Origin of the sequence: Natronospira proteinivora (assembly GCF_024170465.1) — a bacterium.
GTDB classification, from domain to species: Bacteria; Pseudomonadota; Gammaproteobacteria; order Natronospirales; family Natronospiraceae; genus Natronospira; species Natronospira proteinivora.
Genome location: NZ_JALJYF010000001.1, coordinates 590,071 through 612,234 on the forward strand (window position 1 = coordinate 590,071; position 22,164 = coordinate 612,234).

Consider the following 22,164-nt stretch of genomic DNA (forward strand, 5'->3'; position numbering starts at 1 on the left):
GGAGGTTTGTATGACTCGCTCTCTTGATTTGTTGACCACGGCAATGGTCCCGGTCGTCTGGGGTACGACCTACATCGTCACCACCGAGATGCTGCCTGACGGGTTTCCGATCACCGTTGCCATGCTGCGCGCGCTGCCTGCGGGGTTGCTGTTGCTTTTGATTGCGCGGCAGTTGCCGCCGCTCCGCTGGGTGCCAAAAGTGTTGGTGCTGGGTGCCCTCAATATTTCAATTTTTCTGACATTGCTGTTCGTTGCGGCCTACCGTCTGCCGGGTGGGCTTGCCGCAACGCTTACGGCCATCCAACCGCTGATGGTGCTTGTGTTCTCCCGCATTCTCCTGGGTGCACTCATCCAGCCGGCCGGAGTGGCTGCCGCACTGGCAGGAATTGTCGGTGTCGGGCTTCTGGTGCTCGGGCCAGAAGCATTCCCAGATCCCATTGGTATTGCCGCAGCACTTGGTGCAGCCCTCTCCATGGCAGCCGGCAATGTGCTTGCCAGCAGATGGCAACCGTCGGTTTCTCCACTCACTTTCACAGGCTGGCAATTGACTGCCGGGGGGATGCTGTTATTACCGCTTGCGCTCCTTATCGAGCCTGACTTTCCGGTACCCGACCCAGCGAATCTTGCAGGCCTCATATGGCTCGGGCTGATTGGAGGCGCGCTGGCCTATGTCTTCTGGTTCCGCGGCATCGCGCGGCTGGGGCCGCCAACCGTGACGGCTTTCAGCTTTCTCAGCCCGTTAAGTGCCGTCGTCCTTGGCTGGGCAGTGCTGGGTCAGGCGCTAACGCCCCTTCAGGGGCTCGGTGCCTTCATCATTCTCACCAGTGTGTGGTTCGGCCAGCGGGCCGGACGGCGCGCGACCGCTACTGCAAACGCAAAAGGAGCAACAGCATGAAACTCATCGTATTTGGCGCGACCGGTGATGTCGGGCGCATGATCACGAGCGAGGCCCTGTCTCGCGGTCACTGCGTGACGGCCGTGGCCCGCAAGACGAAGCCCCTCGCAGATATTCCAGGGTTATTTGAGAGGGCGGATGCCGATCTCCTTGCTAATCCCGGACGGGCTACTGAACTGATCACCGGGCACGACGCGGCAATCTCGGCGCTGCGGCCACCCCAGGGGCGGGAGCCGCAACTCGTTGATCTTACGAGGGCGGTACTTGGTGGCGCCACCGCCAACGACGTGCCAGTATTCGTGACCGGCGGGGCCGCGACGCTCAAGCTCCCCGATGGCAGCGGCCATACCGTGCTTTCGGCACCGGCATTCCTACCCGACTCCGTCCGGCCCATTGCAGAGGCGTGCGCGGCGCAGCAAGCACTATTGGACCCCACTGAAGGGGTTGCTTGGTTCCATCTCTTGCCACCCCCGATATTGATCGACGGGCCGCGAACCGGTACTTATGGTTGGGGAAGGAATACCCTCGTGACTGATGCCGAAGGCACCTCGCAGATATCTTATGCGGATTTCGCCGCCGCGATGATCGACCTCGTCGAGAGTCCTCCCCCGGCTCCCATGCGGGGCACTGTGGCATGGCAGTAACTTGAGCGGACCGGCAGTGTTTCCGCAAGGCTATCTAAGGAGTGTTGACCAGTTACCGTAGACATGTTGCTTTGAAGGTAGAGATGGATATGCCAGTTGATATATACCGACACACGCTTTCGATTGGTGGAACTGGAATGTTGCGTTTTGCTTCGTTGAAACTGGCCTCGTGCTCTGCACGGTTTACCTCCGTGGCACGTACCAGAAGCTCCCTCTCTCGTCTTGATGATGCGCTCGGAAATTGCTCCACACGCCATCACCAACTACAGCTGAATTGGTCACATTCAGATGATTTTTTGGCCCAGATCGAGAAACATGCATCCAATACAGAGCTGCCTGACCTAGTCGTTGCCTGGATTCATGATGATCAGCTCACTCTGAGATTGGCACAAAATCTCGCCGAGATGGGTATGGTATCTTACTTCTTCCATATTATTGGAAGTGCTACAGTTAACCCAGAAAAAATTGCAGGTACATTGCTGGATGCATTCGATCCCCCACCAAACCTGGCTTACCATCAAGTTATTCTTGGCGCTCAGGATACAGGATATAGATCACGCTGGCTGACTGATCAAGAAATATCGGAGGGGGTGCTTGAAGCGATCCGCCGTATGGATGCGCAGTTTGTTGTCGGAACACTGGATCGATACAAGTGATGCCGATATCGGGTCCGAGTTTTTCGTGTTTACGGTAAGGAAATGTGAATGCTTCCTCGTATTGAGCGGATCACTCAGTTTTCGTTAAGGTTCGAGATCATCGCATGCCTAACAAGCTAACCCTGAACCACCTATGCCGCTACGCCATTACGCGCACCCTGTTCAAGCCGACGAGCTTGTCGCGCGCCGTCAAGAAGCTGGGTTTTGTCCAGTTCGACCCGATACGTGCACCCGCAAGGGCGCAGGACCTGACGCTTCGCCATCGTGTTGATGATTACCGGGCGGGCGATCTGGAGGCGCGCTATTCGCGCCTGGCCCTCGAGGAAGATTTCTTCGTCAACTACGGTGTTCTGCCGCGTGTCACACAGCGCCTGATGCATCCACGTACAGCCCGCAAAGCATGGCCGCGCTCACGTTGGAAACAGGCGGAAGCCGTTTTGGCGTTCGTGCAGAGCCGTGGCGTGGTTCACCCGCGGGAGGTGGATGCTGCCTTTGAGCATGGCGCCACCCGGAACTGGTTTGGCGGAAAAAGCCGGGCCAGCACCCAGCTCCTGGACGGTATGCACTACCGTGGCCTGCTGCGGGTGGCGCGGCGCGAGGGTGGGGTGCGCCTGTATGCACAGCAGCTTGCCCATGAAGGTGACGGCCCGACGGACCCAGACGCGACCTTGGATGCATTGATCGACGTGGCTGTGGCCAAGTACGCGCCACTACCTGCGGCCACGCTCAGCCGTCTTGTCACGTGGGTGTGTTCTTCGGCGGTTCCCCAGTGGCACGAGCATCGCCGTGTCGCCCTGGCGCGTACCAAGGCACGGCTGCCCCAGGCCACGGTGGACGGTTGCCGCTGGTACTGGCCGGCCGGTGAGAACCCCACCAGTCGGCGTTTTGCCCACGGTAATGTGCTGGAGGACCGTGTCCGTCTGCTGGCACCCTTCGATCCACTCGTCTGGGACCGGGAACGCTTTGAGCGCTTCTGGAACTGGTCCTACCGATTCGAGGCCTACACGCCCGCCGCGCAGCGTGTGCGGGGCTATTACGCCTTGCCCATGTTGTGGCGCGGGTCGGTCATCGGCTGGGCCAATGCCGCGGTCCATGACGGGCAGTTACAGTTGCAGCCGGGCTATGTGAGTGGGCGTGCGCCGCGTGATGCCGCCTTCAGGTCCGCGTTGCAGGAAGAACAGGCAGCGTTGGAACGGTTTTTGAAGCTGTAAGTGGCACGGTTGGTAAGGTAGCTATGGCGCCTTATGGGAGTGCATGGTTATGACTGAAAAATGCTGGAATTTTCCCTCTTGGCCCGCTATTTTTTAGGAACCATGGACTAAGGTTACCCCAGCGGTCCTCTGGTGCCCGCAAAACGATAGTAGGGCCAGCAGTGTCTAAATTGTTTAGGAGAATCCACGATGAATAGTGTTTTGAAACCCTAACATCCTGGTAGACGATATCGAGTCTGCTGTGAATGCAGCAGAGGAGGCCGGTGGTGAGTTCGCGATGCATTCTACCGAGATCCCGGGGCATGGCAAGTTTGCCATCTATTTCCAGGGAGGAATTCAATACGGCCTCTGGGAGCTGTAAAAGAGGCAGGCCTGATTTTAGTGAAGCCCAAGCTAGCGGTGAACTGCCGGGCCTTATCAGAGCAAGGAACCCATGATATGCCAAAGACGCCAAAGCCCAATGCGAACCGCAGGCCGCCAGTGCCGGCCGATGGCCATGGAGATGTGGAAGATTGGATGCGCCGCCGTGTCATGCCGGACCTGAACCCGTTGGTCAAACGGCTGGACGAACTGATCCGTGAAACTCTGCCCGGATTGCAATACGCCATTAAGTGGGGAAAGGTCTATTACGGCTTACCGAACCTCGGGTGGATTATCGAGTTAGCCGCCTATGATGTTTCCGTCAATGTGGTCTTTCTGAGCGGCACTGATTTTGAAAACCCACCACCACTTGGAGAGGGTCGCTCTCGCTACGTCAAGCTGAAGAGCCCGGGGGAGGCTGAGGCCCTGGAAATTCGCCAGTGGATTGAGCAAGCAGGACGTATGCCTGGCTGGAAATGAGCATTGAGGGAATGCAATCCACTCCGGAAATACGTCCGTGATTTCTCAGAGCGGAATGCCGGTCCGCTGCACCACTTTCATTGTGGTGGATATTGATCAAGCCCCGCGATTGGAAACCATTGCCGATGGTGAGGTCTACCTGCCCTGAATCAGAATTTTGCCCACTCCTGTGATCTCTCTTGACCTCAAGTGAACTTCACGTTCTAGACTCGCTGTCATCATATTTCAAGCCATGGTAGAGCAGCATGCTTGTCGCAGCAGGTCCTACCACCAGGTTTCTGGAGCCCCTTGTTCGTGAAGTATCCATACACTAGAGAGTAGATAGCATGAGTACTCAGACAAAGACTGATTCTTCAACCCAGGAGGCGCAATGGGGGTCTCCATTGTTGGACCTCAAGGCCTACCTGGCGCGGATCGATTATCACGGCTCGATCAAGCCGGACGTCGAAACCTTGCGTGCCTTGCAGCGGGCGCATCTTGACGCAATTCCATTCGAGAACCTGGATATCATAAGCGGAGGTGATATTCGGCTTGATCTAGCCAGCCTGCAGGAGAAGCTGGTCTATCGCCGGCGAGGTGGTTACTGCCATGAGCAGAATATTTTGTTCGCCACGGTATTGGACAAGTTTGGGTTTCACGTCACCGGCCGCAGTGCGCGCATGCTGATGGGAAATGATGAAAGCAAGTTGGAGGCCCTCGGCCACACATGTCTCAATGTCAGGATCGATGGCGTGGACTGGCATGTGGATGTGGGAGTAGGGAACACCGGGCCTCGGGTTCCCATCCCTCTTGAGGAAGGGGTTGAATCCCGGCAAGACGGCTGGGCCTATCGCATGGATCGGACCCGGGAGGGCCGCTGGCTATTGCGCTATCACCGTCACGACGGCTGGTTCAACCTTTACCAGTTCAGTGAGGAGCCCTATTACCGGGTCGATTACCAGGAACACAATTATATTGCCTCTAAGCATCCGGAATCGCCCTTCGTCCGACGGATTGTGGCCCAACGCAACGGCAGTGATATCCGTTACGCACTGACCGACTGCGAGTTAAAGATCTTTCGGCCCGGGCAGCCGCCGGAGTATCGCCAGATCCCTCCTGCCGATATTCCCGAACTGCTCCAGAAGATTTTTAGCCTGGATCTAACGCAGGAAAACATGCGCACGATTGTGCGCCGGGCCCAGACTGCCTTTGATTCCACCTCGGAAGGGGAATCTCTCGGGACTTGATTGTGGCATGTCAGACGTAGCCAAAATCGGCGGCCTGACACGGTGATGGCGTAAGCGGCCCCATTATGTGGACAAGCGAAGATTAAATCCGGTCCTGATCTGTCGGAGGAGCCTCCATTGATAAGAGAAATTACGAAAAGAGATTTCGACGCGTTTTGGCCGTCATTCAAATCTATTATCCAGTCTATGGAAACATATGCTTTTGACCCCAATATGGATTTAGAGAAGGCCTATTATGTATGGTGTGAAGAACCTTTGAATACCTTCGTGTTTGAGGTCGATGAGAAGATTTTTGGCTCATACTACATAAAGCCGAATGGGAATGGGCCGGGTAGCCATGTGTGTAATTGCGGGTACATGGTTCCTGAATTCGCTCGGGGCAGAGGCATTGCAAGGGAATTGTGTATTCATTCTCAGGAAGTGGCGGTCCAGCTAGGGTTCAAGTCTATGCAGTTCAACTCAGTAGCTTCAAGTAATGTGGTGGCGTTGAGGCTATGGAGGAAGTTAGGCTTTGAAGTTATTGGAACAGCGCCAAATGCATTCCGTCACCCGAGACTAGGCTATATCGATAGCCATATTATGTATAAGCAGTTGGTGAAGTAGTAATGCCTTACGGATTTGGGGAAGAGTGTCGCTGGCTGAGGTCCAGTGGCTTGACAGGGGGTACGGTAATCGCAAATGTTGAATGGGGGCAAACGTGAACCCGCGTCGATAAATGGCTGGTGCCGGGGGGCGCTATGAACCGCTATTTGCGGTGGCAGCAGTTGAGGCGGATGGGCAGGGCGCGCTATATATTGCGCTATGGCATCCTTGGCTGGGCCTTGCCGGTGGCGGTGCTCGGCTTGCTGTTGCTTGGGCTGAGTGCCCGGGCGCTACCCTCGCTGGGTTTCATGCTGGTGATGCTGCTGGTGGTGACGCCGATTTTTGGTGCATTGGTCGGCCTGTGGGCGTGGGAGGAGAATGAGCGACGCTTTGGGGGTGAGTGAATACCTCTCAGTGTAGAGTAGCCGCAAGCACTGTCGCGGAAGGAACCCGAAGATTCCAATAAGAAACGAGGTTCAATCATGAATGCGAGCGCCGTGCTGGTGGCCATGGCAGCCCTTTTTTGGGGGCTGTCCGGGGGGATTGGCGGGATTCTGATGGCCGATGGTTGGGATGCCTTTGTGGTGTCGTTTTACCGGGGCTCTATCGGCCTGCTCTGCGTTCTAGTCTGGCTGGCTTTTCGGCCCGAGGGCAGTGGGTTAGGGAACACTCGCCTGTGGTTCTGGTCGGTGGTGGCTGGCTTGGGCGTGGCGGGGAACTTCTCCTTTTATTTTCTCAGCATCTCCCATGGCAGCGTGGCGGTGGCGGCGACGCTGATGTATTGCGCGCCGGTCTTCGTGTATCTGGTGTCTTTTGCATTCAAGCTTGAGCAACCCACCGCGGCGAAGTGGGCGGCCATTGTCATGGTGATGGTGGGAATTGTACTGCTCACCCAGATTTACGATGTGGGTGCCAGTGGTGTGACGGGCATTGGCCTGGGGGCCGGGCTGCTGGCCGGGCTCTCCTATGCGGTATTCATTTTCGGCTTCAAGTATGCGGCCCCCCACGGCAGCCCCCAGGCGATTCTCGCCATCGCCTTTGCGGTGCTGGCCATGATTCTGATCTGGCCGGGCGATACCGATCAGACCATTGCTGTTCTGAGTACTTCGGACTGGCCCCTGTTTGCCGCTCTGGGTATCTTTGGTGCCGGGTTATCCTTCTTCTTTTACATCAAGGGGCTGAACTTCACCGCACCGGCGGTGGCCTCCATCGTGGCCATGGTGGAGCCGGTCACCGCTTCGCTATTCGGGGTGGCGATTCTCGGCGAGAGCCTGGCTGCTACCCAGATCCTGGGCATGGGTCTGATTCTGCTTACCGTGACAGCCCTGAGTGTTCATTCCAGCACCAAGCGGTCGCCGCCCACCTTGCCAACCCAATGATGAGCGGCCGAGTCTGAGGTGTGGACTACTCTAGTGTGCCTCCAGCAGTTGCTCGGCGACGGTCTCTCCGAGGTGTTCGGTGAGGATGTCTTGCCAGGTTTCACTGCGGGTCCAACCGCCGTCGTGTTCGAAAAAGGCCTCCATAAGGGCTGCCCAGTTGCTGTCATGGGGCATGATGACGCCGAAGGCCTCGCCGGGATCGTCAAAGGCGGAGTGGTGACGCAGGGGTTCGCCGGCCTCCCGGGCACGGTGGTAGTTGTAGGCGTCGATATAGGCGAAGTAGTCACCTGACACCACCCGTTCAATGATCTCGTCATTGGACTCGGCCCGGGCCAGGGGGATGTCCGGGGCATGATCCTGTCGCAGTGCCTGCAAGCGTTGTTCGTGGAGGGTGTCGCGAAAGGCCAGTGCCGAGAGTGTGTCGGCCTGTTCGGCGAGCGTCTCCGGGGTCTCAAGCTCGGGATGATCGGCATGGGTGATGAGTACGGCCACGTTGGTGACATAGGGCGGTGAAAAGGCTAGTTCTTCACGCCGCGCTTCGGTAATGGTGACATTGCCAATCCCGAAGACACCGCCTTCGGCCTGGCGTACACGGTCATAGAATCGTGACCAGTCCGTATCCCTGACGAAATCCACCGCCAGCTCGATGCCATGCTCGCGTTCCACCCAGGCGGCAAATTCGCGCATCAGCTCAACCGTCGCCCCGGTGAGATCCTCGTCGCTGTCCCGGTAGGCCCAGCCGCCGGCCGGCACGTAGAGAATCTGAATCTCACCCTGGCCGGTTTCCCGGACATCTTCCCAGTTGTCACCACGGTCAGGCTCGGCTGAGAGGCTGGACGTAAACAGAATGGCTGCGGCCAGGGTGGCGATGGTGCGTGCTATTGGCATGAGTGCTTACCTGTTGTCTTGGAATCTCCAACCATGGAGTCTAGCCGCTTGTGCATGTGGATTGCTAGCGACACCGGAGCTCGATATTCTCTGGGGCTCAGCAAAAAAGGAGGTTGCAATGACAAAGGGAAAAGCGGATCGATTGCTGGACGATATTCGCCAACTGAGCGAGGCGCGTCATGCCATGACTCAGGCGGTTCGGGAGGTGGCCCTGTCAGTGGGGCCGGATGTCTCGGAGGAGGTCAAATACGGCGGCCTGCTTTTCTCCGCCCGGGATTTTGCCTTCTGCGGCGTGTTTGCCTATACCCACCATGTTTCTGTGGAATTTAGCGAAGGGGCGAGTCTGCCTGACCCGCATCAGGTTCTGGAAGGGCAGGGCAAGTATCGCCGCCATATCAAGCTGCGATCCAAAGCAGACATCACGGAAAAGTATTTACAGGCCTACATCAAGGCAGCTTATGAGGCCATTGAATCGCCCGAGTGATAGGGAGGGATATATGTCTGGAATGGCGAAAACACCGAAGCCGCCGTATTACGCGGTTATCTTCAGCAGCTATCGAAACCCGGGCGATGATGAAGGCTATGGGGCCATGGCCGATCGCATGGTGGAGCTGGCCGCCCAACAGCCGGGGTTTATGGGGGTTGAATCAGTCCGTGATGGTCTCGGCATCACCGTTTCCTATTGGGAAAGCCTGGATTCAATCAAGGCCTGGAAGCGTCACGCAGAACATCGTGAGGCCCAGAGGCTGGGGCATGAGAAATGGTATTCAAGCTTCAAGGTTCGGATCGCCAAGGTAGAACGCGATTATGGGATTTGAGCAGTGCGACCATCTTAATCATATTTCATTCCTTAACGATATTAGAGAGATTCGGGTTTACTGCCTACACTGATCTTATTCTCATCGGGATAAGTTCGTGAGGTGTGCGTGATGCGTCTTTCCTTGCCGTTGGTAACTCTTCTTTTTGTGGTGTTCAGCATCTTGTCTTGCGCTGATGAGACGGGAGGTCTTGAGGAGCCAGATGATCCCGGCGTGGACGTTCCGGATGATTTTCGCCTTGCCTTGTCGATTAGTCCGTTCTCTACTGCTTTGTTGAATGAGGGAGTGAGTTTCGACGGGGAGTCCGACTTGGTTGGATTGCAGTCGTTCTATGAAGGGCAGGGGGCGACCGAGATTTTTGCCCGGGTCTCCACCCAGGAGCAGTCGCCGGAGTCTGCTTTTGTTGATCGCAGTCTGGAGGGTGCTCTGGAGCGGGCAGGTGTTGCCAATACGCTCTCCATGCCGCTCAATGTAGAGATAAGCCTGTTTCGCAGCTATGGCGATGTCACCTGCCAGACACCACCGGATTTTTCCGATTATCCCGAGATTGACGTACCCGGGCCCTGGCATGAACTGAAACTCGATCAGATGACACAGGCGCTGCGTGCCTATGGTCGGCTGGTGGCTGAACGGGTGCTGGCGCAAGGTGTGGAGGTTAATGTCTGGAATATTGGGAACGAGGTGGATTTCGGCACGGCCGGTGTCGCACCCCAACCGCTGCCGGGTGCCTGTGATGCGGACGAAGGCGGGGCCGATTGGTATCGTTCGCCGGACTTGGTGAATCCGCGCATCGGTGAGCAGAGTATTGCTCACCTGATGGCCGGCCTGACTGTTTCCGAACGGGTCGACTGGCTTGAGTCGGAATTGTGGCCATATGCGGCCAAGCTAATGGCAGCGGTGGCGGACGGCGTTCGCCAAGTCGATGTTGATGCCCGGTTTTCGACCCATATTTCCAATTCCTACCAGCCGGATTTTTCCGTTGCATTTTATGATGCCATGTTCGAGCATGGCTTCGAGCCGGATCAGCTCGGCCTATCTTTCTACCCTTCGGCAGCGAGCGAGGAAATTAGCGCCATACAACGTGTTGTCGCCTTGCGGGACGCCGTTCGAAGGCTGAGTGAGCGATTCGATCGCCCGGTATTTATTGCAGAGTTCGCCTACCCTGCAGATGAGCCGTCGGATGGACCGTTTTCCGATTGGGGTCATGCCGTGTCCGGTTATCCATTGACGGATACCGGCCAGGAGGATCTGGCTCGTGATCTGGCAAGTTGGGCGGCCGCCAAGGGCGTGGTTGGCATTCGTCCATGGGCGCCGGATCTGATTACTGCCGGCTGGGAGGCTTTTGCCCTGTTCAATCGGCTTGAATCCGGGGAGGCGCAGGCTCGGCCAGCCCTTGAGGCTTTGCTTGAAGGGCTGGAGAATCCCGACCGGGAGGCTTTGCCATAAGGGAATTTGGCCCTCGGGGATCCACCAGGGGACTGCTGTATGAAAATCTGGCTGTTCGCCATTCTGTTTCTGTGCCTCGTTCTGGCCCTCGGTTTCGGACTCATGGGGGCGGGGTTTTTCGACGTTGTTTTTTTTAATGCCCCAGTGGTGAATCTGCTGATGTGGGCGGGCTTGGTTTGTCTTGCAGGCCTGGCCTTTACCGGTACGGGAGATCCGGGGATGCATCGCGCAGTAACGGGGCTGCTGCTGTTTCTGGCTGTGGCCTGGTTTCCTGTTAGTTTGCTGATTTTTGGCAATGCCCGCTTTTCCGGTACCAGTGAATTTCTATGGTCGATCTGGCTTGTTTACACTGCTGGCTTGCCTTTGCTGGCTCTGTTTTCCTTGTGTTTTAGTGGTGTCAGGTCTTACTTGAAGCATCACCCGAGCTGATTTTGTGCTTCTTCTCGAAGGGCGGGTATGAGCTGCTGCTCGAGAATGTGATGCAGTCGATCCACATCCCCGCCCCGGTCGGAGGGCGGGGTGGGGTCGGCAGTGATGACCACCGTCAGCGCCAGTTCGGGAATGACATAGAGCATCTGTCCGCCGTAGCCCCGGCCGTAATAGATATCCAGCCCCTGCGCCTGGCGAATGAACCAGCCGAATCCGTAGTCATCACCGCTCCAGGGAGAGCGGACCCGGGGCGTCCAGGAGGTCTCTACCCAGCCCTCGGCCAATACCCGCTCACCATTGGATACCCCGTCATTGCGGTACAGCTCGCCTAACTGAAGCAGGGCCCGTGGGCTGAGCCGCATGTTGTTGCCTCCGAAATAAATGCCCTGGGGGTCCCGGTCCCAGGCCGGAATGCGGATATTCAGGGGCCCGCCAATCCATTCTCGAGAAAGGGCCAGCAGGGTTTGGCCGCTGGCTTGTGTCAGTGCGGCACCCAGAATGTGGAAGTCGCCAGTGGAGTACTGCATGGCTTCTCCGGGCGCTTCCACGAAGGGCCGGGTCAAGGCATGTTCCACCCAGTTGGCACTGTTCACCCAGGCTCCGTAGCCGCCGCCGGAGGTTCTTTGCAGCCCGGAGGACATGGTGAGCAGGTGGGCCAGCGTGACTTCCTGTAGCTGTGGCTCACTCTCGTCGGGTAGTCGTTCACCCAGCAATGACACTACGGGGGTATCCATCGAATCGATCAGCCCTTGATGCAGGGCAGCGCCGGTCAGCGCACCCATGAAGGTCTTGGCCAGGGATTTGATGTTCACCGGCGTAGTGGTATCCGGGCCCCGGAAGACCTCTTCCAGAATGATCTCCCCGTCCCGGGCCACGATCAATGAATGCACACGAGGATGATCATTATAGGCGGAGAGAACATCCGTGACACGGGCATTATTCGAGTCTGCGGCAAGCGGCGGGGTGATCAATAGGCCGAGGATTAGTCCATGCATCAGCCACCGTTTCAGTACGAAGCGCAGATGAAGGGGGTCTATACGACCTTGTGATGTTTGGATTGAGGACATGTGTATCGACATCATTGTTATCGGGTAAGACGGGTCGGTCTCATAAAAATAATGACCACGAAGCGACTGGCTTCGTTCCGCTTCGGTTTTCCCGGCGGGGCACTTGACCTCAATATTACTTGAGGGACTAGGCTTCATGATGTCTATCATTATTTGGGAGAGCATCATGAAGCGTATTCAAGCTGATTTATGGGAAACCGAAATGGAAAATCCCGCGGAAGGCCTCTACACCCATGCCTATCTGTGGATACGGGAGGGCGGAAACGTTCTGTTCTACAACAGCGGCAATCGCGAGGAGATTGATGCGATGGCCGAATTGGGTGGTGTGTCGTATCAATTTCTCAGTCATCAGGATGAACTGGGGCCAACGCTACAGTACATCGCGTCCCGCTACCAGGCACAGCTGGGCGGGCATGTCCGGGAACAGAAGGAGTTCTCCCGTTTCCGCAATCCGGATATTCTTTTTGATCAGCGACAGACCTATCTGGAGAGAATTGAAATGATTCCGACACCAGGCCATAGCCCGGGCAGCATCTGTTTTCTGGTCGATTCCCCGCTAGGCAAACGGTATTTGTTTACCGGCGACACTCTGTACTTCAACGCCCGACGGGAACTTGGCGTCGGCTTTTTCCCAGGATATAGCGATTTCGATGAGTATGAGGCCAGCCTACAGGCTTTGCGCTCACTGGCACCTGATGTGGTGATCTCAAGCGCAACAGGAGGACAGGGCGGCTATCAGGAAATTGACCCCGCAAGCTGGCCTCACCGGGTCGATCAGGCACTGGAATCGCTGAGATCGAGATATGGCAAAGCGGTGGGGGGATAAGGGCCGTTCACCCCATGAGTACACAGAAAAGGCGGCACCCGGAATCGGGTGCCGCCTTGTTACTGGCATCGATGAATCATCTATTGATCAGATATCGAATCGATCCAGGGTCATTACCTTGCTCCAGGCGTCGATGAAGTCTTCCACGAACTTCTCGTCCGCGTCATCGGAAGCATAGACCTCGGCCACGGCCCGCAATTGGGTGTGGGAACCGAAGATCAGGTCCACCGGCGTGGCGGTGTACTTCAGCTCACCGGACTGACGGTCACGACCTTCGTACAGACCGTTCTGCTCCTCGGACTGGGACCACTCGGTGGACATGTCCAGCAGGTTGACGAAGAAGTCGTTGCTCAGTTCGCCCGGCCGATCGGTGAAGATGCCGTGCTCACTGCCGCCGGCATTGGCGCCCAGGGCCCGCATGCCGCCCACCAGGACGGTCATTTCCGGGACCGTGAGGTCCAGCAGCGCGGCCCGGTCCACCAGGGCCTGGGTTGGGGACAGACGATTGCCGTCACCGTAGTAGTTCCGAAAGCCATCAGCAGTGGGTTCCAGTACGGCGAAGGATGCTTCGTCGGTCTGCTCGGCGGTGGCGTCGGTCCGGCCCGGTGTGAAGGGCACGGTGACCTCATGGCCGGCATCGGCAGCCGCCTTTTCAATGGCAGCGGCACCGCCAAGGACGATCATGTCTGCCATTGAAATGCGCTTGTCGCCCCAGCGACGGTCGTTGAAGTCGTCCTTGATCTCTTCGAGCACGCCAAGTACCCGCTCCAGTTCTTCCGGATCATTCACCGGCCATTCGTTCTGGGGAGCCAGGCGAATACGGGCCCCATTGGCACCGCCCCGCATATCACTGCTGCGGTAGGTGGCGGCGGAGCCCCAGGCCGTACGAACCAGCTCGGCCACGGTCAGGTCCGAATCCAGGATCTCGCCCTTCAGGTTGCGGACATCGCGGTCGCTGACCAGGGTGTGGTCCACTTCCGGTACCGGATCCTGCCAGATGAGTGCCTCGTCCGGCACTTCATCACCCAGGTAACGGGAGCGCGGCCCCATGTCACGGTGGGTCAGCTTGTACCAGGCGCGGGCGAAGGCTTCCTGGAACTCATCCGGGTTTTCCCGGAAGCGCTCGGAGATTTCCCGGTACTTGGGGTCTTCCTTCAGCGACAAATCGGTGGTGAACATGATCGGTGCGTGACGCTCGTCCGGGTCATGGGCGTCCGGCACCAGGTTGGACGCGGCGCCATCCGCCGGCACCCACTGGATACCACCGGCCGGGCTGTAGGTCTGCTCCCAGTCGAAGTTGAACAGATTGTCCAGGAACTGATTGCTCCATTGGGTGGGGGTGGCGGACCAGGCGCCTTCCAGGCCACTGGTGAAGGTGTCGGCGCCTTTGCCACTGCCGCATTCGTTCTGCCAACCAAAACCCTGCTGTTCCAGGCCGGCGGCAGCCGGTTCATCACCGATGCAGTCAGCATCCACGGCCCCGTGGGCCTTGCCGAAGGTATGGCCACCGGCGATCAGGGCCACGGTTTCTTCATCGTTCATGCCCATGCGGGCAAAGGTGTCGCGAATCCGCTCGGCGGCGGCCACCGGGTCGGGTTCACCACCCGGGCCTTCCGGGTTCACGTAGATCAGGCCCATCTGGGACGCGGCCAGGGGACGTTCCAGTTCATCGGCTTCGTCATGGCGCTCATCATCCAGCCAGATGCCTTCCGGGCCCCAGTAGACCGTGTCCGGCTCCCAGTCATCAGGACGGCCACCGGCGAAGCCATAGGTTTCAAAGCCCATGGATTCCAGGGCCACATTGCCGGTGAGGATCATCAGATCCCCCCAGGAGATGCTGCGGCCGTACTTTTTCTTGACCGGCCAGAGCAGGCGTTGGGCCTTGTCCAGGCTGACGTTGTCGGGCCAGCTGTTGAGCGGCTCGAAGCGCTGCTGACCGCCCACGGCGCCGCCGCGGCCATCAAAGATGCGATAGGTGCCGGCGCTGTGCCAGGCCATGCGGATGAACAGGCCGCCGTAGTGACCCCAGTCGGCCGGCCACCAATCCTGGGAATCGGTCATGACTTCTTCGATATCGGCCTTGACTGCTTCCAGGTCCAGGCTTTCGAAGGCTTCGGCGTAATCGAAGTCATCGCCGTAGGGATTGGATTCCGGGGAATGCTGAAGGATGGGAGTGAGGTCCAGCTGCTCGGGCCACCAGAAGTCATTGGATTTTCCGGTGGGATTGCCCTTTTCGGCGAAGGCAAGTCCGCCCATCATGGCCGTCGACAGTGCTACCGTCGCGGCGGTCAAGATAGGAATCGCTCGATTAGTCATTCATTATGCTCCCTGATTGTGTGAACAACGATGAGGTAACGAGCGATAGCTTATGTGCAACAAGATAATCATTCCAATTGTTTTTTGCTATTATCCTTATTGGCCGGACCGAAAAGCTTTGTCTATCTGCCCTTACCGGATTCGATCAATCAAGACGCGTTCATACGAGACGCATGGATTGAGTGACATTGGAGATGGGAGTATCAGATGAAACTGGAAATACCCACCGCTTGCGGGAATGCCCCTCGGAAGGCTTTTTTGGTGGAGTTCAACGTGGCCTTAGCCGAGGGACGATTCGATGAAGTGATCGCGGCCGTGACCGAGGATGTGGTTTGGCAGGATGTTGGGAGGCAGCGGCTAGAGGGTAAGTCAGCGCTTGAGTCTTATCTGAACGATCACTCGTTACCCAAAATTCAGGTGTTGCGCTTGTTCCGGGTAATCACCCATGGCCGGGATGCGACGGTGGATGGAGAGATGGAAACAGCCTCCGGCGATATCCTGTCCTTCTGCCATGTTTACACCTTCAAGGACACCCGCAATAACTGGATCCGTTCCTGTCATTCCTATCAAATCGGTGGTTGATTATGGCGGAGCATTCCCGAGCGTTTCGCATTGTCGATTTGGCTGAGGCGACCCCAGCTCAAATGAGCCAGACCGCCCACTTGCTCCACGAGACATTTCTGGGCCGTTGTGAGGATTGGCAGGATATGGATTCGGCCCGGCGGGAAGTGACTGACGCCTTGCAAGAGGATCGCATCAGTCGGTTCGCCGTGGATGCCAACAATCAGGTGATTGGCTGGGTGGGTGGCATTCCCGAGTACGGGGGACGCGTTTGGGAGCTGCATCCGCTTCTCGTGGCACGGGTCTGGCGTGGACGCGGGGTTGGCCGGGCCTTGGTTCATGAGCTGGAAGCGCTGGCGCGTCGCCGGGGCGGGCAGACCCTCTGGCTGGGGAGTGACGACGAGAATAATGAGACGAGCTTGAGTGGCGTTGATCTCTATTCGGATATTCCCGCCGCCATCCGTAACTTCCGCAAGTTGTGGGGCGAGCATCCCTGTGATTTCTATTTTCTCCTGGGTTTTTGTATCACCGGTGTGATGCCTGACGCCAATGGCCCCGGCAAGCCGGATATTTTCTTTGCCAAGCGGCTTTAGTGCCGTAGGTGCTCAAGAATGGCTTGGTAGCTTTGCCGGAGGGTCTCCAGTTCATGCACGCCGATGCGTTCATCCACGGCGTGGATGGTGGCATTGGTGGGGCCCAGTTCCACCAGCTCGGTGCCGGTGGGGGCGATGAAGCGCCCATCGGAAGTGCCGCCGGAGGTGGAGAACTCAGGGTTGATGCCAGCCTTTTCCGTCACGGCCCGGCGAACGGCTTCCAGCAGCTTGCCGCCTCGGGTGATGAAGGGGCGGCCGGAATCCCGCCAGAAGAACGCGTGTTCAGGGGCGTGGCGTTGAAAGACTTCGCTGACCACGGCCTGTAGGCCTTCCGGAGTCTGGTGGGGGGAATAACGAAAATTGAACCAGGCTTCGGCGGTGCCGGGGATCACGTTGTTGGCACCGGTGCCGGCATTGAAGTTGGAGGTCTGGAAGCTGGTGGGCGGGAAGTCATCATCGCCTTCATCCCACTGGCGGGCGCTCAGCTCGGTCAGCGCGGCGGTCAGCCGTGGAATGGGGTTGTCGGCATTCTGGGGGTAGGCCACATGGCCCTGTATGCCCCTGACGGTCACTTGTCCGCTGAGCGAACCCCGCCGCCCATGGCGGACCACATCACCCACTTGCTCTCGGCTGGAGGGTTCGCCCACCACGCAGTAATCGATCTTGACGCCCCGTTCATTGAGGGTTTGCATGACCCGCTTGGTGCCGTCCTGGGCCGGTCCTTCCTCGTCACTGGTGATGAGAAAGGCCAGGCGCATGCCCGGGTCCGGGTAAAGTGCTAGAAAATCCCGCACGGCCACCAGCATGGCGGCCAGGCCGCCCTTCATGTCCGCAGACCCTCGGCCCCACAGCCAGCCATCGGCCTCCACCGGATCGAAGGGCGGGTGGGTCCAGTTTTCCGCCGGGCCGGTGGGCACCACATCGGTATGGCCGGCAAAGCAGAACAGGGGCCCGCTATCACCCCGCACGGCCCAGAGATTGTCCACCTCGCCATAGCGCAGGTGCTCGCAGTCAAAGCCCAAGGTCTCAAGATACTCGGCGATAATCTGCTGGCAGCCGGCATCTGCCGGTGTAATAGAGACTTGCCGGATCAAGTGCATGGCGAGTTGATTGGGGCTCATGCCCAGGGTGTCAGTCACGCTTGAATCCTTTTACTCATGGCCGGATCGTTTCCAGGGAATCGGTGGGGCGGTCATCCGGGGCCGATTGGGCTTGGGGATCTCACCGAATCGCGCATCACCGGCTTCCCAGTCATCCTGGGCCTGGGCGACTTCCTCGCGGCTGTGACCGACGAAATTCCACCACATGGTGATATTGGCGTCCATGGGTTCACCGCCAATCAGCAGTGCCCGGCCCGGCGCCCCGGTGCTCAGGGAGAGACGGTCCCGGCCCTGGCCCAGATAGGCCAGCTCATTGGCCTGGAAGGTTTCCTCGTCAATATTGAGACTGCCTTCCAGTGGCAGGATGCCGTATTCGAAATCGGTTCGTAGGGCCAGTTCGGTGGTGGCGGCCTCCGACCAGGCCATGTCCAGACCCATGAGGGGAGAGTAGTGCAAGGTGGGGGCCTGCTCGCCCTCGAATTCACCCAGCAGCAGGGTCAGATCCAGGTGGTCCCGGCTCAGGCGGGGCAGATCTGGATAATGGTCAAAGCGGGGTGCCATGTGGCGCTTGTCATGGGGCAAGGCAATCCAGAGCTGAGCGGCGTGCAGCTGCTCTTCCCCGTCGGGAGAGGCCTCGGTATGGCTAATGCCCCAGCCGGCGGTCATCAGATTGACCTGACCGGGACGGATGCGCTGTTCATAACCCAGGCTGTCCCGGTGAATCAGCTCCCCGGCAATCATCCAGGTAAAGGTTTGCAAGCTGGTATGCGGGTGGGGGCCTACCTGCATGCCATCCGAGCCCGGCTCAAAGTGGGCCGGGCCGGCATGGTCCAAAAAGCACCAGGCTCCGATACGCCGCTGCTTGCGGCTGGGCAGGGCGCGGGCCACCGGGATGCCGCCCACATCCGATTCCCGGGCCGCCAGCCGCCGCACGCAGGGGGCAGTATCGCCATTCGGTCCCTTGGGGTCGGCGGCTTCCCGGTTCTCGTCCTGGGTGCTCATGGGCGCTTCTCTCCGCTCAGGCTCGGCTCAGGATGGGCGCAGGGCACCAGACGCATCCAGCACTTCCCGAACCAGGCCTTCAATCTGCTTTTGTTGCTTGTCATTGGACAGGCGGGGGGCATCGGCCTCGAAAGCATCTCCCGCACCGCCCACGGCCACCTGGGTGGGGGCTACCCAGCTGCCCAGTTTGGCCAGGGCATCGCGTAGAATCAGCAGGCAGCGCAGTCCGCCAAGTCTACCTGGTGAGGCGGCGCTGATGCCGATTACCTTGCCCTTGAACAGAGCGGTGCCCGGGGTGCCGTCCTCCTGGGGGCGGGACAGCCAGTCGATCACATTCTTGAGCATGCCGGGAATGGACCCATTGTATTCCGGGCTGCTGATCAATACCGCATCATGCTCGGCCAGGAGAGACTGTAGCTTGCGGACGTTTTCAGGAAATTCCGCCTGTTCCAGATCACCGTCATAGACCGGCAGGGGGTAGTCGGCCAGATCCAGCTCGGTGACCTGAGCACCCTGGTCACGGGCGGCCTGGCTGACAACTCGCTGAAGGCGGCGGTTGACCGAAGCCCGGCGCAGGCTGCCGGCCAGGGTAAGAAGTTTGATGGCTTCGCTCATGAAGACTCCTGTTGTTGTGGCAGGCTGGGTGCTAGGCCTGGAAGCGTTCTTGCCATTCGCTGTCCCTGAAACCGACCGAAATAGTACGATTTCGTTCCAGTATTGGGCGCTTGATGACGGTTGGGTTGGCCAGAAACAGGGCAATCTCTCCATCGTTGAGACCTTTCTGCTCGTCGGGATCTAGCTTTCGCCAACTCGGTCCCCGCCGATTAATCAGGCTATGACTGCCGACGCCGTCGAGCCAGCGCTGTAACTGTTCTGCGGTGAGCCCGTCCTTGCGGATATCATGCCACTGGTATTCGATACCCTTGTCATCCAGCCAGCGGCGGGCCTTGCGGCAGGTATCACAGTTATTGATGCCAAAAAGGGAGATAGTCATTCCGCACTCCGCAGCAGTTCGTTGATGCCCACTTTGGCCCGGGTGGCGGCATCCACCCGCTTGACGATGATGGCAGCATACAGGCTGTGGCTGCCGTCCTTGGCAGGCAGGGTGCCGGGTACCACCACGGAACCGGCCGGGACCCGGCCCCGGATGACTTCTCCGGATGCCCGGTCAAAGATTCGGGTGCTCTGGCCGAGGTACACGCCCATGCTGATCACTGCGCCTTCCTCGACGATCATGCCTTCCACGATTTCCGAGCGGGCGCCGATGAAGCAGTTGTCTTCCACGATGGTGGGGGTGGCCTGCAGGGGTTCCAGCACGCCGCCGATGCCCACGCCACCGGAGAGATGCACATTGTTGCCGATCTGGGCACAGGAGCCCACCGTGGACCAGGTGTCCACCATGGTGCCCGAGCCTACCCAGGCACCGATGTTGATGTAGCTGGGCATGAGCACGGCGTCTTTGGCCACATGGGCACCAGCACGAACGGTGGCCGGGGGTACCACACGCACCCCATCGCGACGGAAATCGTCTTCGCTGTAGTCGGCATGCTTGAGCGGGACCTTGTCGAAGAAGCGGGTATAGCCGCCATCAATGACCCGGTTATCCCGCAGGCGGAAGGAAAGCAGAACGGCCTTTTTCAGCCATTCATTGACGATCCATTCCCCATCTTTCTTTTCCGCCACCCGGGCCTCACCTGAGTCCAACATCCTCAAGGCCTTATCCACCGCCTCAATAACGGCAGGGTCTGCTTTCCCGGGACTGATATCTCCACGGTTCTCGAATGCTTTTTCAATTATCGGCTTTAGTTCACTCATGACTCTTTATCCTGTATTTATTTCGGTCAATCGTTGGCGGGCGAGGATTGAAAAATCCTGCACGAAGAACACGAAGAAAGGCAGAAGGGCACGAAGGTTTTATTGTTTAATAATCGTCATCTTACCAGTCTCTTTATTCCATTTCTTAGAGATAGGTTGTTGAAATTGATTAGAAGGCCGACGCGGAAATGTGAGAGCCTAAGGTAGCTTAGGAGTTGTGCGCTATGAATCGGTAGCAATCTGTCTACCGTTTTCAGTTCCAAGACCAAGCGGCTCTCTACCAGTAAGTCAATACGGTAGCCTGTCTCTAGATCAACACCCTTTTACTCTACATTTACGGCCTGCTGGCGCCGAGCGCTCAGGCCTGCCAGTGTCAGCTCATGAAGCAGGGCGCGTTCATAGGCAGACTCAAGTAACCCCGGTCCTAGCTCGCTGTGCACTTCGATTGCGCAGCCAATAACACGACGCGACAGCTCATCAAACTGATTTGATGGCATCCTTGCCTAACCTCCAATGTTTTTCCTTCGTGACCTTCTGCCTTTCTTCGTGTCCTTCGTGTATGCCTTTCCAATTTTGATCCCGTTCGCATAGCCAATCAATGGATTGATGGCTTTCTGAGATGTAGGTAATTTTTGATCAGTAATCTACATCTCGATTACTGGCTCTGCCCCTCGATAAACTGGCGGATGCGGTGGGCGGCTTGGGTGCATTCTTCCACGGTGGCGACCAGGGAGATGCGGAGGTGGCCTTGGCCGGGGTTGCCCTGGGCGGTGTCGCGGGAGAGGTAGCTGCCCGGCAGGGCGGTGATGTTCTGCTCCCGGAAAAGCCCCTGGGCAAAGGCCTCGTCATCGCCGCCGGGGACACGGACCCAGAGATAGAAACCGCCTTCCGGGCAAGCGCAGGGCAGCACTGGCTCCAGGATGGGTAGCACCGCATCGAATTTGGCCCGGTAGGCGGCCCGGTTGTCCTTCACATGGGCATCATCGTCCCAGGCTGGAATGCTGGCCTTCTGGGCCGGCAGGGGCATGGCGCATCCATGATAGGTGCGGTACAGGCGGAAGGGTTTGATGATCTCGGCATCACCGGCCACGAAGCCGGAACGCAGGCCGGGGACATTGGAGCGCTTGGAAAGGCTGTGCATGACCAGGCAGCGCTTGAAGTCATGACGGCCCATGGACTCGCAGACCTCCAGCAACCCCGGTGGCGGGGTTTCGGTCAGATAGATTTCCGAATAACACTCGTCACTGACAATCACAAAGTCATGTTTGTCGGCCAGGGCAATGGCCTTTTTCAAATAGGCCGGGTTCATGACCTTGCCGGTGGGATTCCCGGGGGTGCAGAGAAAGAGCAGCTGGCAGCGGTCCCAGTCGGCCTCGCTGATTGCATCCAGGTCCGGCAGGTAGTCATTGTCTGCGGTGGTGTTGAGATAGACGGGCTCGGCGCCGGCCAGCAGGGCCGCCCCTTCATAGATCTGGTAGAAGGGGTTGGGCATCATCACCGCCGCGCCGGCCTTGTCTTCCACCACCGCCTGGGTGAGGGCGAACAGACCCTCCCGGGTGCCGGTGAGCGGCAGGATGTGGCGCTCGATGTCCAGGCGATCCTCGGCCAGCTTAAAGCGGCGGGTGAGCCAGCGGGCAATGGCGGCACGCAGCTCGGGAATCCCCGGCGCCATGGGGTAGCTGGCCAGGCCGTCCAGATTGTTTTTCAGGGTTTCGACCACGAAGGCCGGCGGTTCGTGCTTGGGTTCGCCGATGGACAGGGCGATATGGGTCAAGTCTTCGGGCGGGGTGATGCCGCTTTTGAGCTGGGTCAGGCGTTCGAAGGGGTAGGGGTGCAGTTTCTGCAGATCCGGGTTCATGGTTTCCCTTTG

25 protein-coding genes and 1 pseudogene are annotated in these 22,164 nt (G+C 58.4%); 16 read left to right on the plus strand and 10 right to left on the minus strand.

What is annotated here, in order from left to right:
* The first annotated feature begins 10 nt into the window (after positions 1–10).
* From J2T60_RS02785 to J2T60_RS02825, 9 genes are all read left to right on the plus strand, one after another.
* Positions 11–895 carry an EamA family transporter gene (locus J2T60_RS02785; RefSeq protein WP_253445118.1) on the plus strand — a complete coding sequence of 295 codons (885 nt, stop codon included), beginning with the start codon at positions 11–13 and terminating at the stop codon, positions 893–895.
* Entirely contained in the window at positions 892–1,539 is a 648-nt protein-coding gene (locus J2T60_RS02790; protein WP_253445121.1) for an NAD(P)-dependent oxidoreductase, read from the plus strand. The genes J2T60_RS02785 and J2T60_RS02790 overlap by 4 nt, the downstream gene beginning before the upstream one ends.
* A gap of 83 nt (positions 1,540–1,622) precedes the next feature.
* Positions 1,623–2,195 (plus strand): Rossmann-fold NAD(P)-binding domain-containing protein, encoded by a 573-nt coding sequence (locus J2T60_RS02795; protein WP_253445124.1) that lies wholly within the window; start codon positions 1,623–1,625, stop codon positions 2,193–2,195.
* Between the two features lie 104 nt (positions 2,196–2,299).
* Complete coding sequence (locus J2T60_RS02800) at positions 2,300–3,406, plus strand: DNA glycosylase AlkZ-like family protein (RefSeq protein ID WP_253445127.1); 1,107 nt, start codon at positions 2,300–2,302, stop codon at positions 3,404–3,406.
* A gap of 516 nt (positions 3,407–3,922) precedes the next feature.
* Entirely contained in the window at positions 3,923–4,246 is a 324-nt protein-coding gene (locus J2T60_RS02805) for a DUF1801 domain-containing protein (protein ID WP_253445131.1), read from the plus strand.
* A 326-nt stretch (positions 4,247–4,572) separates the two neighbouring features.
* Positions 4,573–5,472 (plus strand): arylamine N-acetyltransferase family protein, encoded by a 900-nt coding sequence (locus J2T60_RS02810; protein WP_253445134.1) that lies wholly within the window; start codon positions 4,573–4,575, stop codon positions 5,470–5,472.
* Between the two features lie 117 nt (positions 5,473–5,589).
* Positions 5,590–6,075, plus strand: a complete 486-nt coding sequence (locus J2T60_RS02815) for a GNAT family N-acetyltransferase (RefSeq protein WP_253445137.1) — start codon at positions 5,590–5,592, stop codon at positions 6,073–6,075.
* Positions 6,076–6,209: 134 nt separating this feature from the next.
* Positions 6,210–6,458: a hypothetical protein gene (locus J2T60_RS02820; protein ID WP_253445140.1), complete on the plus strand. Its 249-nt coding sequence runs from the start codon at positions 6,210–6,212 to the stop codon at positions 6,456–6,458.
* A gap of 78 nt (positions 6,459–6,536) precedes the next feature.
* Positions 6,537–7,433: a DMT family transporter gene (locus J2T60_RS02825; RefSeq protein ID WP_253445142.1), complete on the plus strand. Its 897-nt coding sequence runs from the start codon at positions 6,537–6,539 to the stop codon at positions 7,431–7,433.
* 30 nt (positions 7,434–7,463) lie between these two features.
* On the opposite strand, the gene J2T60_RS02830 is transcribed toward J2T60_RS02825, so the two are convergent.
* The gene (locus J2T60_RS02830) at positions 7,464–8,321 is read right to left on the minus strand and encodes a substrate-binding periplasmic protein (protein ID WP_253445144.1); all 858 of its coding nucleotides are present in this window, start codon (positions 8,319–8,321) and stop codon (positions 7,464–7,466) included.
* Positions 8,322–8,439: 118 nt separating this feature from the next.
* Here J2T60_RS02830 and J2T60_RS02835 point away from each other — a divergent pair, with 118 nt between their 5' ends.
* The 4 genes from J2T60_RS02835 to J2T60_RS02850 all read left to right on the plus strand — a co-directional run bounded on the left by J2T60_RS02835 (position 8,440) and on the right by J2T60_RS02850 (position 11,014).
* A complete protein-coding gene (locus J2T60_RS02835) occupies positions 8,440–8,805 on the plus strand; it encodes a DUF1801 domain-containing protein (protein ID WP_253445146.1) in 366 nt (121 codons plus the stop codon).
* A 13-nt stretch (positions 8,806–8,818) separates the two neighbouring features.
* Complete coding sequence (locus J2T60_RS02840) at positions 8,819–9,139, plus strand: antibiotic biosynthesis monooxygenase family protein (RefSeq protein WP_445376034.1); 321 nt, start codon at positions 8,819–8,821, stop codon at positions 9,137–9,139.
* Positions 9,140–9,250: 111 nt separating this feature from the next.
* Positions 9,251–10,585 carry a glycosyl hydrolase 53 family protein gene (locus J2T60_RS02845; RefSeq protein ID WP_253445150.1) on the plus strand — a complete coding sequence of 445 codons (1,335 nt, stop codon included), beginning with the start codon at positions 9,251–9,253 and terminating at the stop codon, positions 10,583–10,585.
* A 39-nt stretch (positions 10,586–10,624) separates the two neighbouring features.
* A complete protein-coding gene (locus J2T60_RS02850) occupies positions 10,625–11,014 on the plus strand; it encodes a hypothetical protein (RefSeq protein ID WP_253445153.1) in 390 nt (129 codons plus the stop codon).
* Here J2T60_RS02850 and J2T60_RS02855 read toward each other — a convergent pair.
* Positions 11,002–12,009: a serine hydrolase domain-containing protein gene (locus J2T60_RS02855; protein ID WP_253445156.1), complete on the minus strand. Its 1,008-nt coding sequence runs from the start codon at positions 12,007–12,009 to the stop codon at positions 11,002–11,004. The two genes, J2T60_RS02850 and J2T60_RS02855, sit on opposite strands and share 13 nt — an antisense overlap.
* A 175-nt stretch (positions 12,010–12,184) precedes the next feature.
* Here J2T60_RS02855 and J2T60_RS02860 point away from each other — a divergent pair, with 175 nt between their 5' ends.
* Positions 12,185–12,907 carry an MBL fold metallo-hydrolase gene (locus J2T60_RS02860; protein WP_253445159.1) on the plus strand — a complete coding sequence of 241 codons (723 nt, stop codon included), beginning with the start codon at positions 12,185–12,187 and terminating at the stop codon, positions 12,905–12,907.
* An 87-nt stretch (positions 12,908–12,994) separates the two neighbouring features.
* Here the strand turns inward: J2T60_RS02860 and katG are convergent, their stop codons facing one another.
* A complete protein-coding gene (gene katG / locus J2T60_RS02865) occupies positions 12,995–15,223 on the minus strand; it encodes a catalase/peroxidase HPI (protein WP_253445163.1) in 2,229 nt (742 codons plus the stop codon).
* A 207-nt stretch (positions 15,224–15,430) separates the two neighbouring features.
* Here katG and J2T60_RS02870 point away from each other — a divergent pair, with 207 nt between their 5' ends.
* Together J2T60_RS02870 and J2T60_RS02875 are read left to right on the plus strand one after the other, a co-directional pair.
* Positions 15,431–15,805, plus strand: a complete 375-nt coding sequence (locus J2T60_RS02870; RefSeq protein ID WP_253445166.1) for a nuclear transport factor 2 family protein — start codon at positions 15,431–15,433, stop codon at positions 15,803–15,805.
* Between the two features lie 62 nt (positions 15,806–15,867).
* Positions 15,868–16,377, plus strand: a complete 510-nt coding sequence (locus J2T60_RS02875) for a GNAT family N-acetyltransferase (protein WP_253445169.1) — start codon at positions 15,868–15,870, stop codon at positions 16,375–16,377.
* Here J2T60_RS02875 and dapE read toward each other — a convergent pair.
* From dapE to dapC, 7 genes and pseudogenes are all read right to left on the minus strand, one after another.
* The gene (dapE, locus tag J2T60_RS02880; RefSeq protein WP_445376035.1) at positions 16,374–17,516 is read right to left on the minus strand and encodes a succinyl-diaminopimelate desuccinylase; all 1,143 of its coding nucleotides are present in this window, start codon (positions 17,514–17,516) and stop codon (positions 16,374–16,376) included. The genes J2T60_RS02875 and dapE overlap by 4 nt on opposite strands.
* A gap of 12 nt (positions 17,517–17,528) precedes the next feature.
* Positions 17,529–18,479, minus strand: coding sequence for a pirin family protein (locus J2T60_RS02885; protein ID WP_253445171.1), 951 nt, complete (start codon positions 18,477–18,479; stop codon positions 17,529–17,531).
* A gap of 27 nt (positions 18,480–18,506) precedes the next feature.
* Positions 18,507–19,094 carry an NADPH-dependent FMN reductase gene (locus J2T60_RS02890; protein ID WP_253445174.1) on the minus strand — a complete coding sequence of 196 codons (588 nt, stop codon included), beginning with the start codon at positions 19,092–19,094 and terminating at the stop codon, positions 18,507–18,509.
* Positions 19,095–19,125: 31 nt separating this feature from the next.
* On the minus strand, positions 19,126–19,473 hold the full coding sequence (locus tag J2T60_RS02895) for a Spx/MgsR family RNA polymerase-binding regulatory protein (protein WP_253445177.1): 348 nt from the start codon (positions 19,471–19,473) through the stop codon (positions 19,126–19,128).
* A complete protein-coding gene (gene dapD, locus J2T60_RS02900) occupies positions 19,470–20,294 on the minus strand; it encodes a 2,3,4,5-tetrahydropyridine-2,6-dicarboxylate N-succinyltransferase (RefSeq protein WP_253445180.1) in 825 nt (274 codons plus the stop codon). The genes J2T60_RS02895 and dapD overlap by 4 nt, the downstream gene beginning before the upstream one ends.
* 116 nt (positions 20,295–20,410) lie before the next feature.
* Positions 20,411–20,791, minus strand: a pseudogene (locus J2T60_RS02905) (GxxExxY protein).
* 158 nt (positions 20,792–20,949) lie between these two features.
* Entirely contained in the window at positions 20,950–22,152 is a 1,203-nt protein-coding gene (gene dapC, locus J2T60_RS02910) for a succinyldiaminopimelate transaminase (RefSeq protein ID WP_253445183.1), read from the minus strand.
* Positions 22,153–22,164: the final 12 nt, after the last annotated feature.

Excerpts from the sequence above, each read along its gene's own strand:
- J2T60_RS02855 (WP_253445156.1), bottom strand. The coding sequence starts at position 12,009 with ATGCATGGACTAATCCTCGGCCTATTGATCACCCCGCCGCTTGCCGCA.
- J2T60_RS02845 (WP_253445150.1), top strand. The coding sequence starts at position 9,251 with ATGCGTCTTTCCTTGCCGTTGGTAACTCTTCTTTTTGTGGTGTTCAGC.
- dapC (WP_253445183.1), bottom strand. The coding sequence starts at position 22,152 with ATGAACCCGGATCTGCAGAAACTGCACCCCTACCCCTTCGAACGCCTG.
- J2T60_RS02800 (WP_253445127.1), top strand. The coding sequence starts at position 2,300 with ATGCCTAACAAGCTAACCCTGAACCACCTATGCCGCTACGCCATTACG.
- J2T60_RS02840 (WP_445376034.1), top strand. The coding sequence starts at position 8,819 with ATGTCTGGAATGGCGAAAACACCGAAGCCGCCGTATTACGCGGTTATC.
- J2T60_RS02805 (WP_253445131.1), top strand. The coding sequence starts at position 3,923 with ATGCGCCGCCGTGTCATGCCGGACCTGAACCCGTTGGTCAAACGGCTG.
- J2T60_RS02850 (WP_253445153.1), top strand. The coding sequence starts at position 10,625 with ATGAAAATCTGGCTGTTCGCCATTCTGTTTCTGTGCCTCGTTCTGGCC.
- J2T60_RS02790 (WP_253445121.1), top strand. The coding sequence starts at position 892 with ATGAAACTCATCGTATTTGGCGCGACCGGTGATGTCGGGCGCATGATC.
- J2T60_RS02890 (WP_253445174.1), bottom strand. The coding sequence starts at position 19,094 with ATGAGCGAAGCCATCAAACTTCTTACCCTGGCCGGCAGCCTGCGCCGG.
- J2T60_RS02795 (WP_253445124.1), top strand. The coding sequence starts at position 1,623 with ATGGATATGCCAGTTGATATATACCGACACACGCTTTCGATTGGTGGA.
- dapD (WP_253445180.1), bottom strand. The coding sequence starts at position 20,294 with ATGAGTGAACTAAAGCCGATAATTGAAAAAGCATTCGAGAACCGTGGA.
- J2T60_RS02835 (WP_253445146.1), top strand. The coding sequence starts at position 8,440 with ATGACAAAGGGAAAAGCGGATCGATTGCTGGACGATATTCGCCAACTG.
- J2T60_RS02830 (WP_253445144.1), bottom strand. The coding sequence starts at position 8,321 with ATGCCAATAGCACGCACCATCGCCACCCTGGCCGCAGCCATTCTGTTT.
- J2T60_RS02810 (WP_253445134.1), top strand. The coding sequence starts at position 4,573 with ATGAGTACTCAGACAAAGACTGATTCTTCAACCCAGGAGGCGCAATGG.
- J2T60_RS02870 (WP_253445166.1), top strand. The coding sequence starts at position 15,431 with ATGAAACTGGAAATACCCACCGCTTGCGGGAATGCCCCTCGGAAGGCT.
- J2T60_RS02820 (WP_253445140.1), top strand. The coding sequence starts at position 6,210 with ATGAACCGCTATTTGCGGTGGCAGCAGTTGAGGCGGATGGGCAGGGCG.
- J2T60_RS02895 (WP_253445177.1), bottom strand. The coding sequence starts at position 19,473 with ATGACTATCTCCCTTTTTGGCATCAATAACTGTGATACCTGCCGCAAG.
- J2T60_RS02785 (WP_253445118.1), top strand. The coding sequence starts at position 11 with ATGACTCGCTCTCTTGATTTGTTGACCACGGCAATGGTCCCGGTCGTC.
- katG (WP_253445163.1), bottom strand. The coding sequence starts at position 15,223 with ATGACTAATCGAGCGATTCCTATCTTGACCGCCGCGACGGTAGCACTG.
- J2T60_RS02825 (WP_253445142.1), top strand. The coding sequence starts at position 6,537 with ATGAATGCGAGCGCCGTGCTGGTGGCCATGGCAGCCCTTTTTTGGGGG.
- J2T60_RS02885 (WP_253445171.1), bottom strand. The coding sequence starts at position 18,479 with ATGAGCACCCAGGACGAGAACCGGGAAGCCGCCGACCCCAAGGGACCG.
- J2T60_RS02875 (WP_253445169.1), top strand. The coding sequence starts at position 15,868 with ATGAGCCAGACCGCCCACTTGCTCCACGAGACATTTCTGGGCCGTTGT.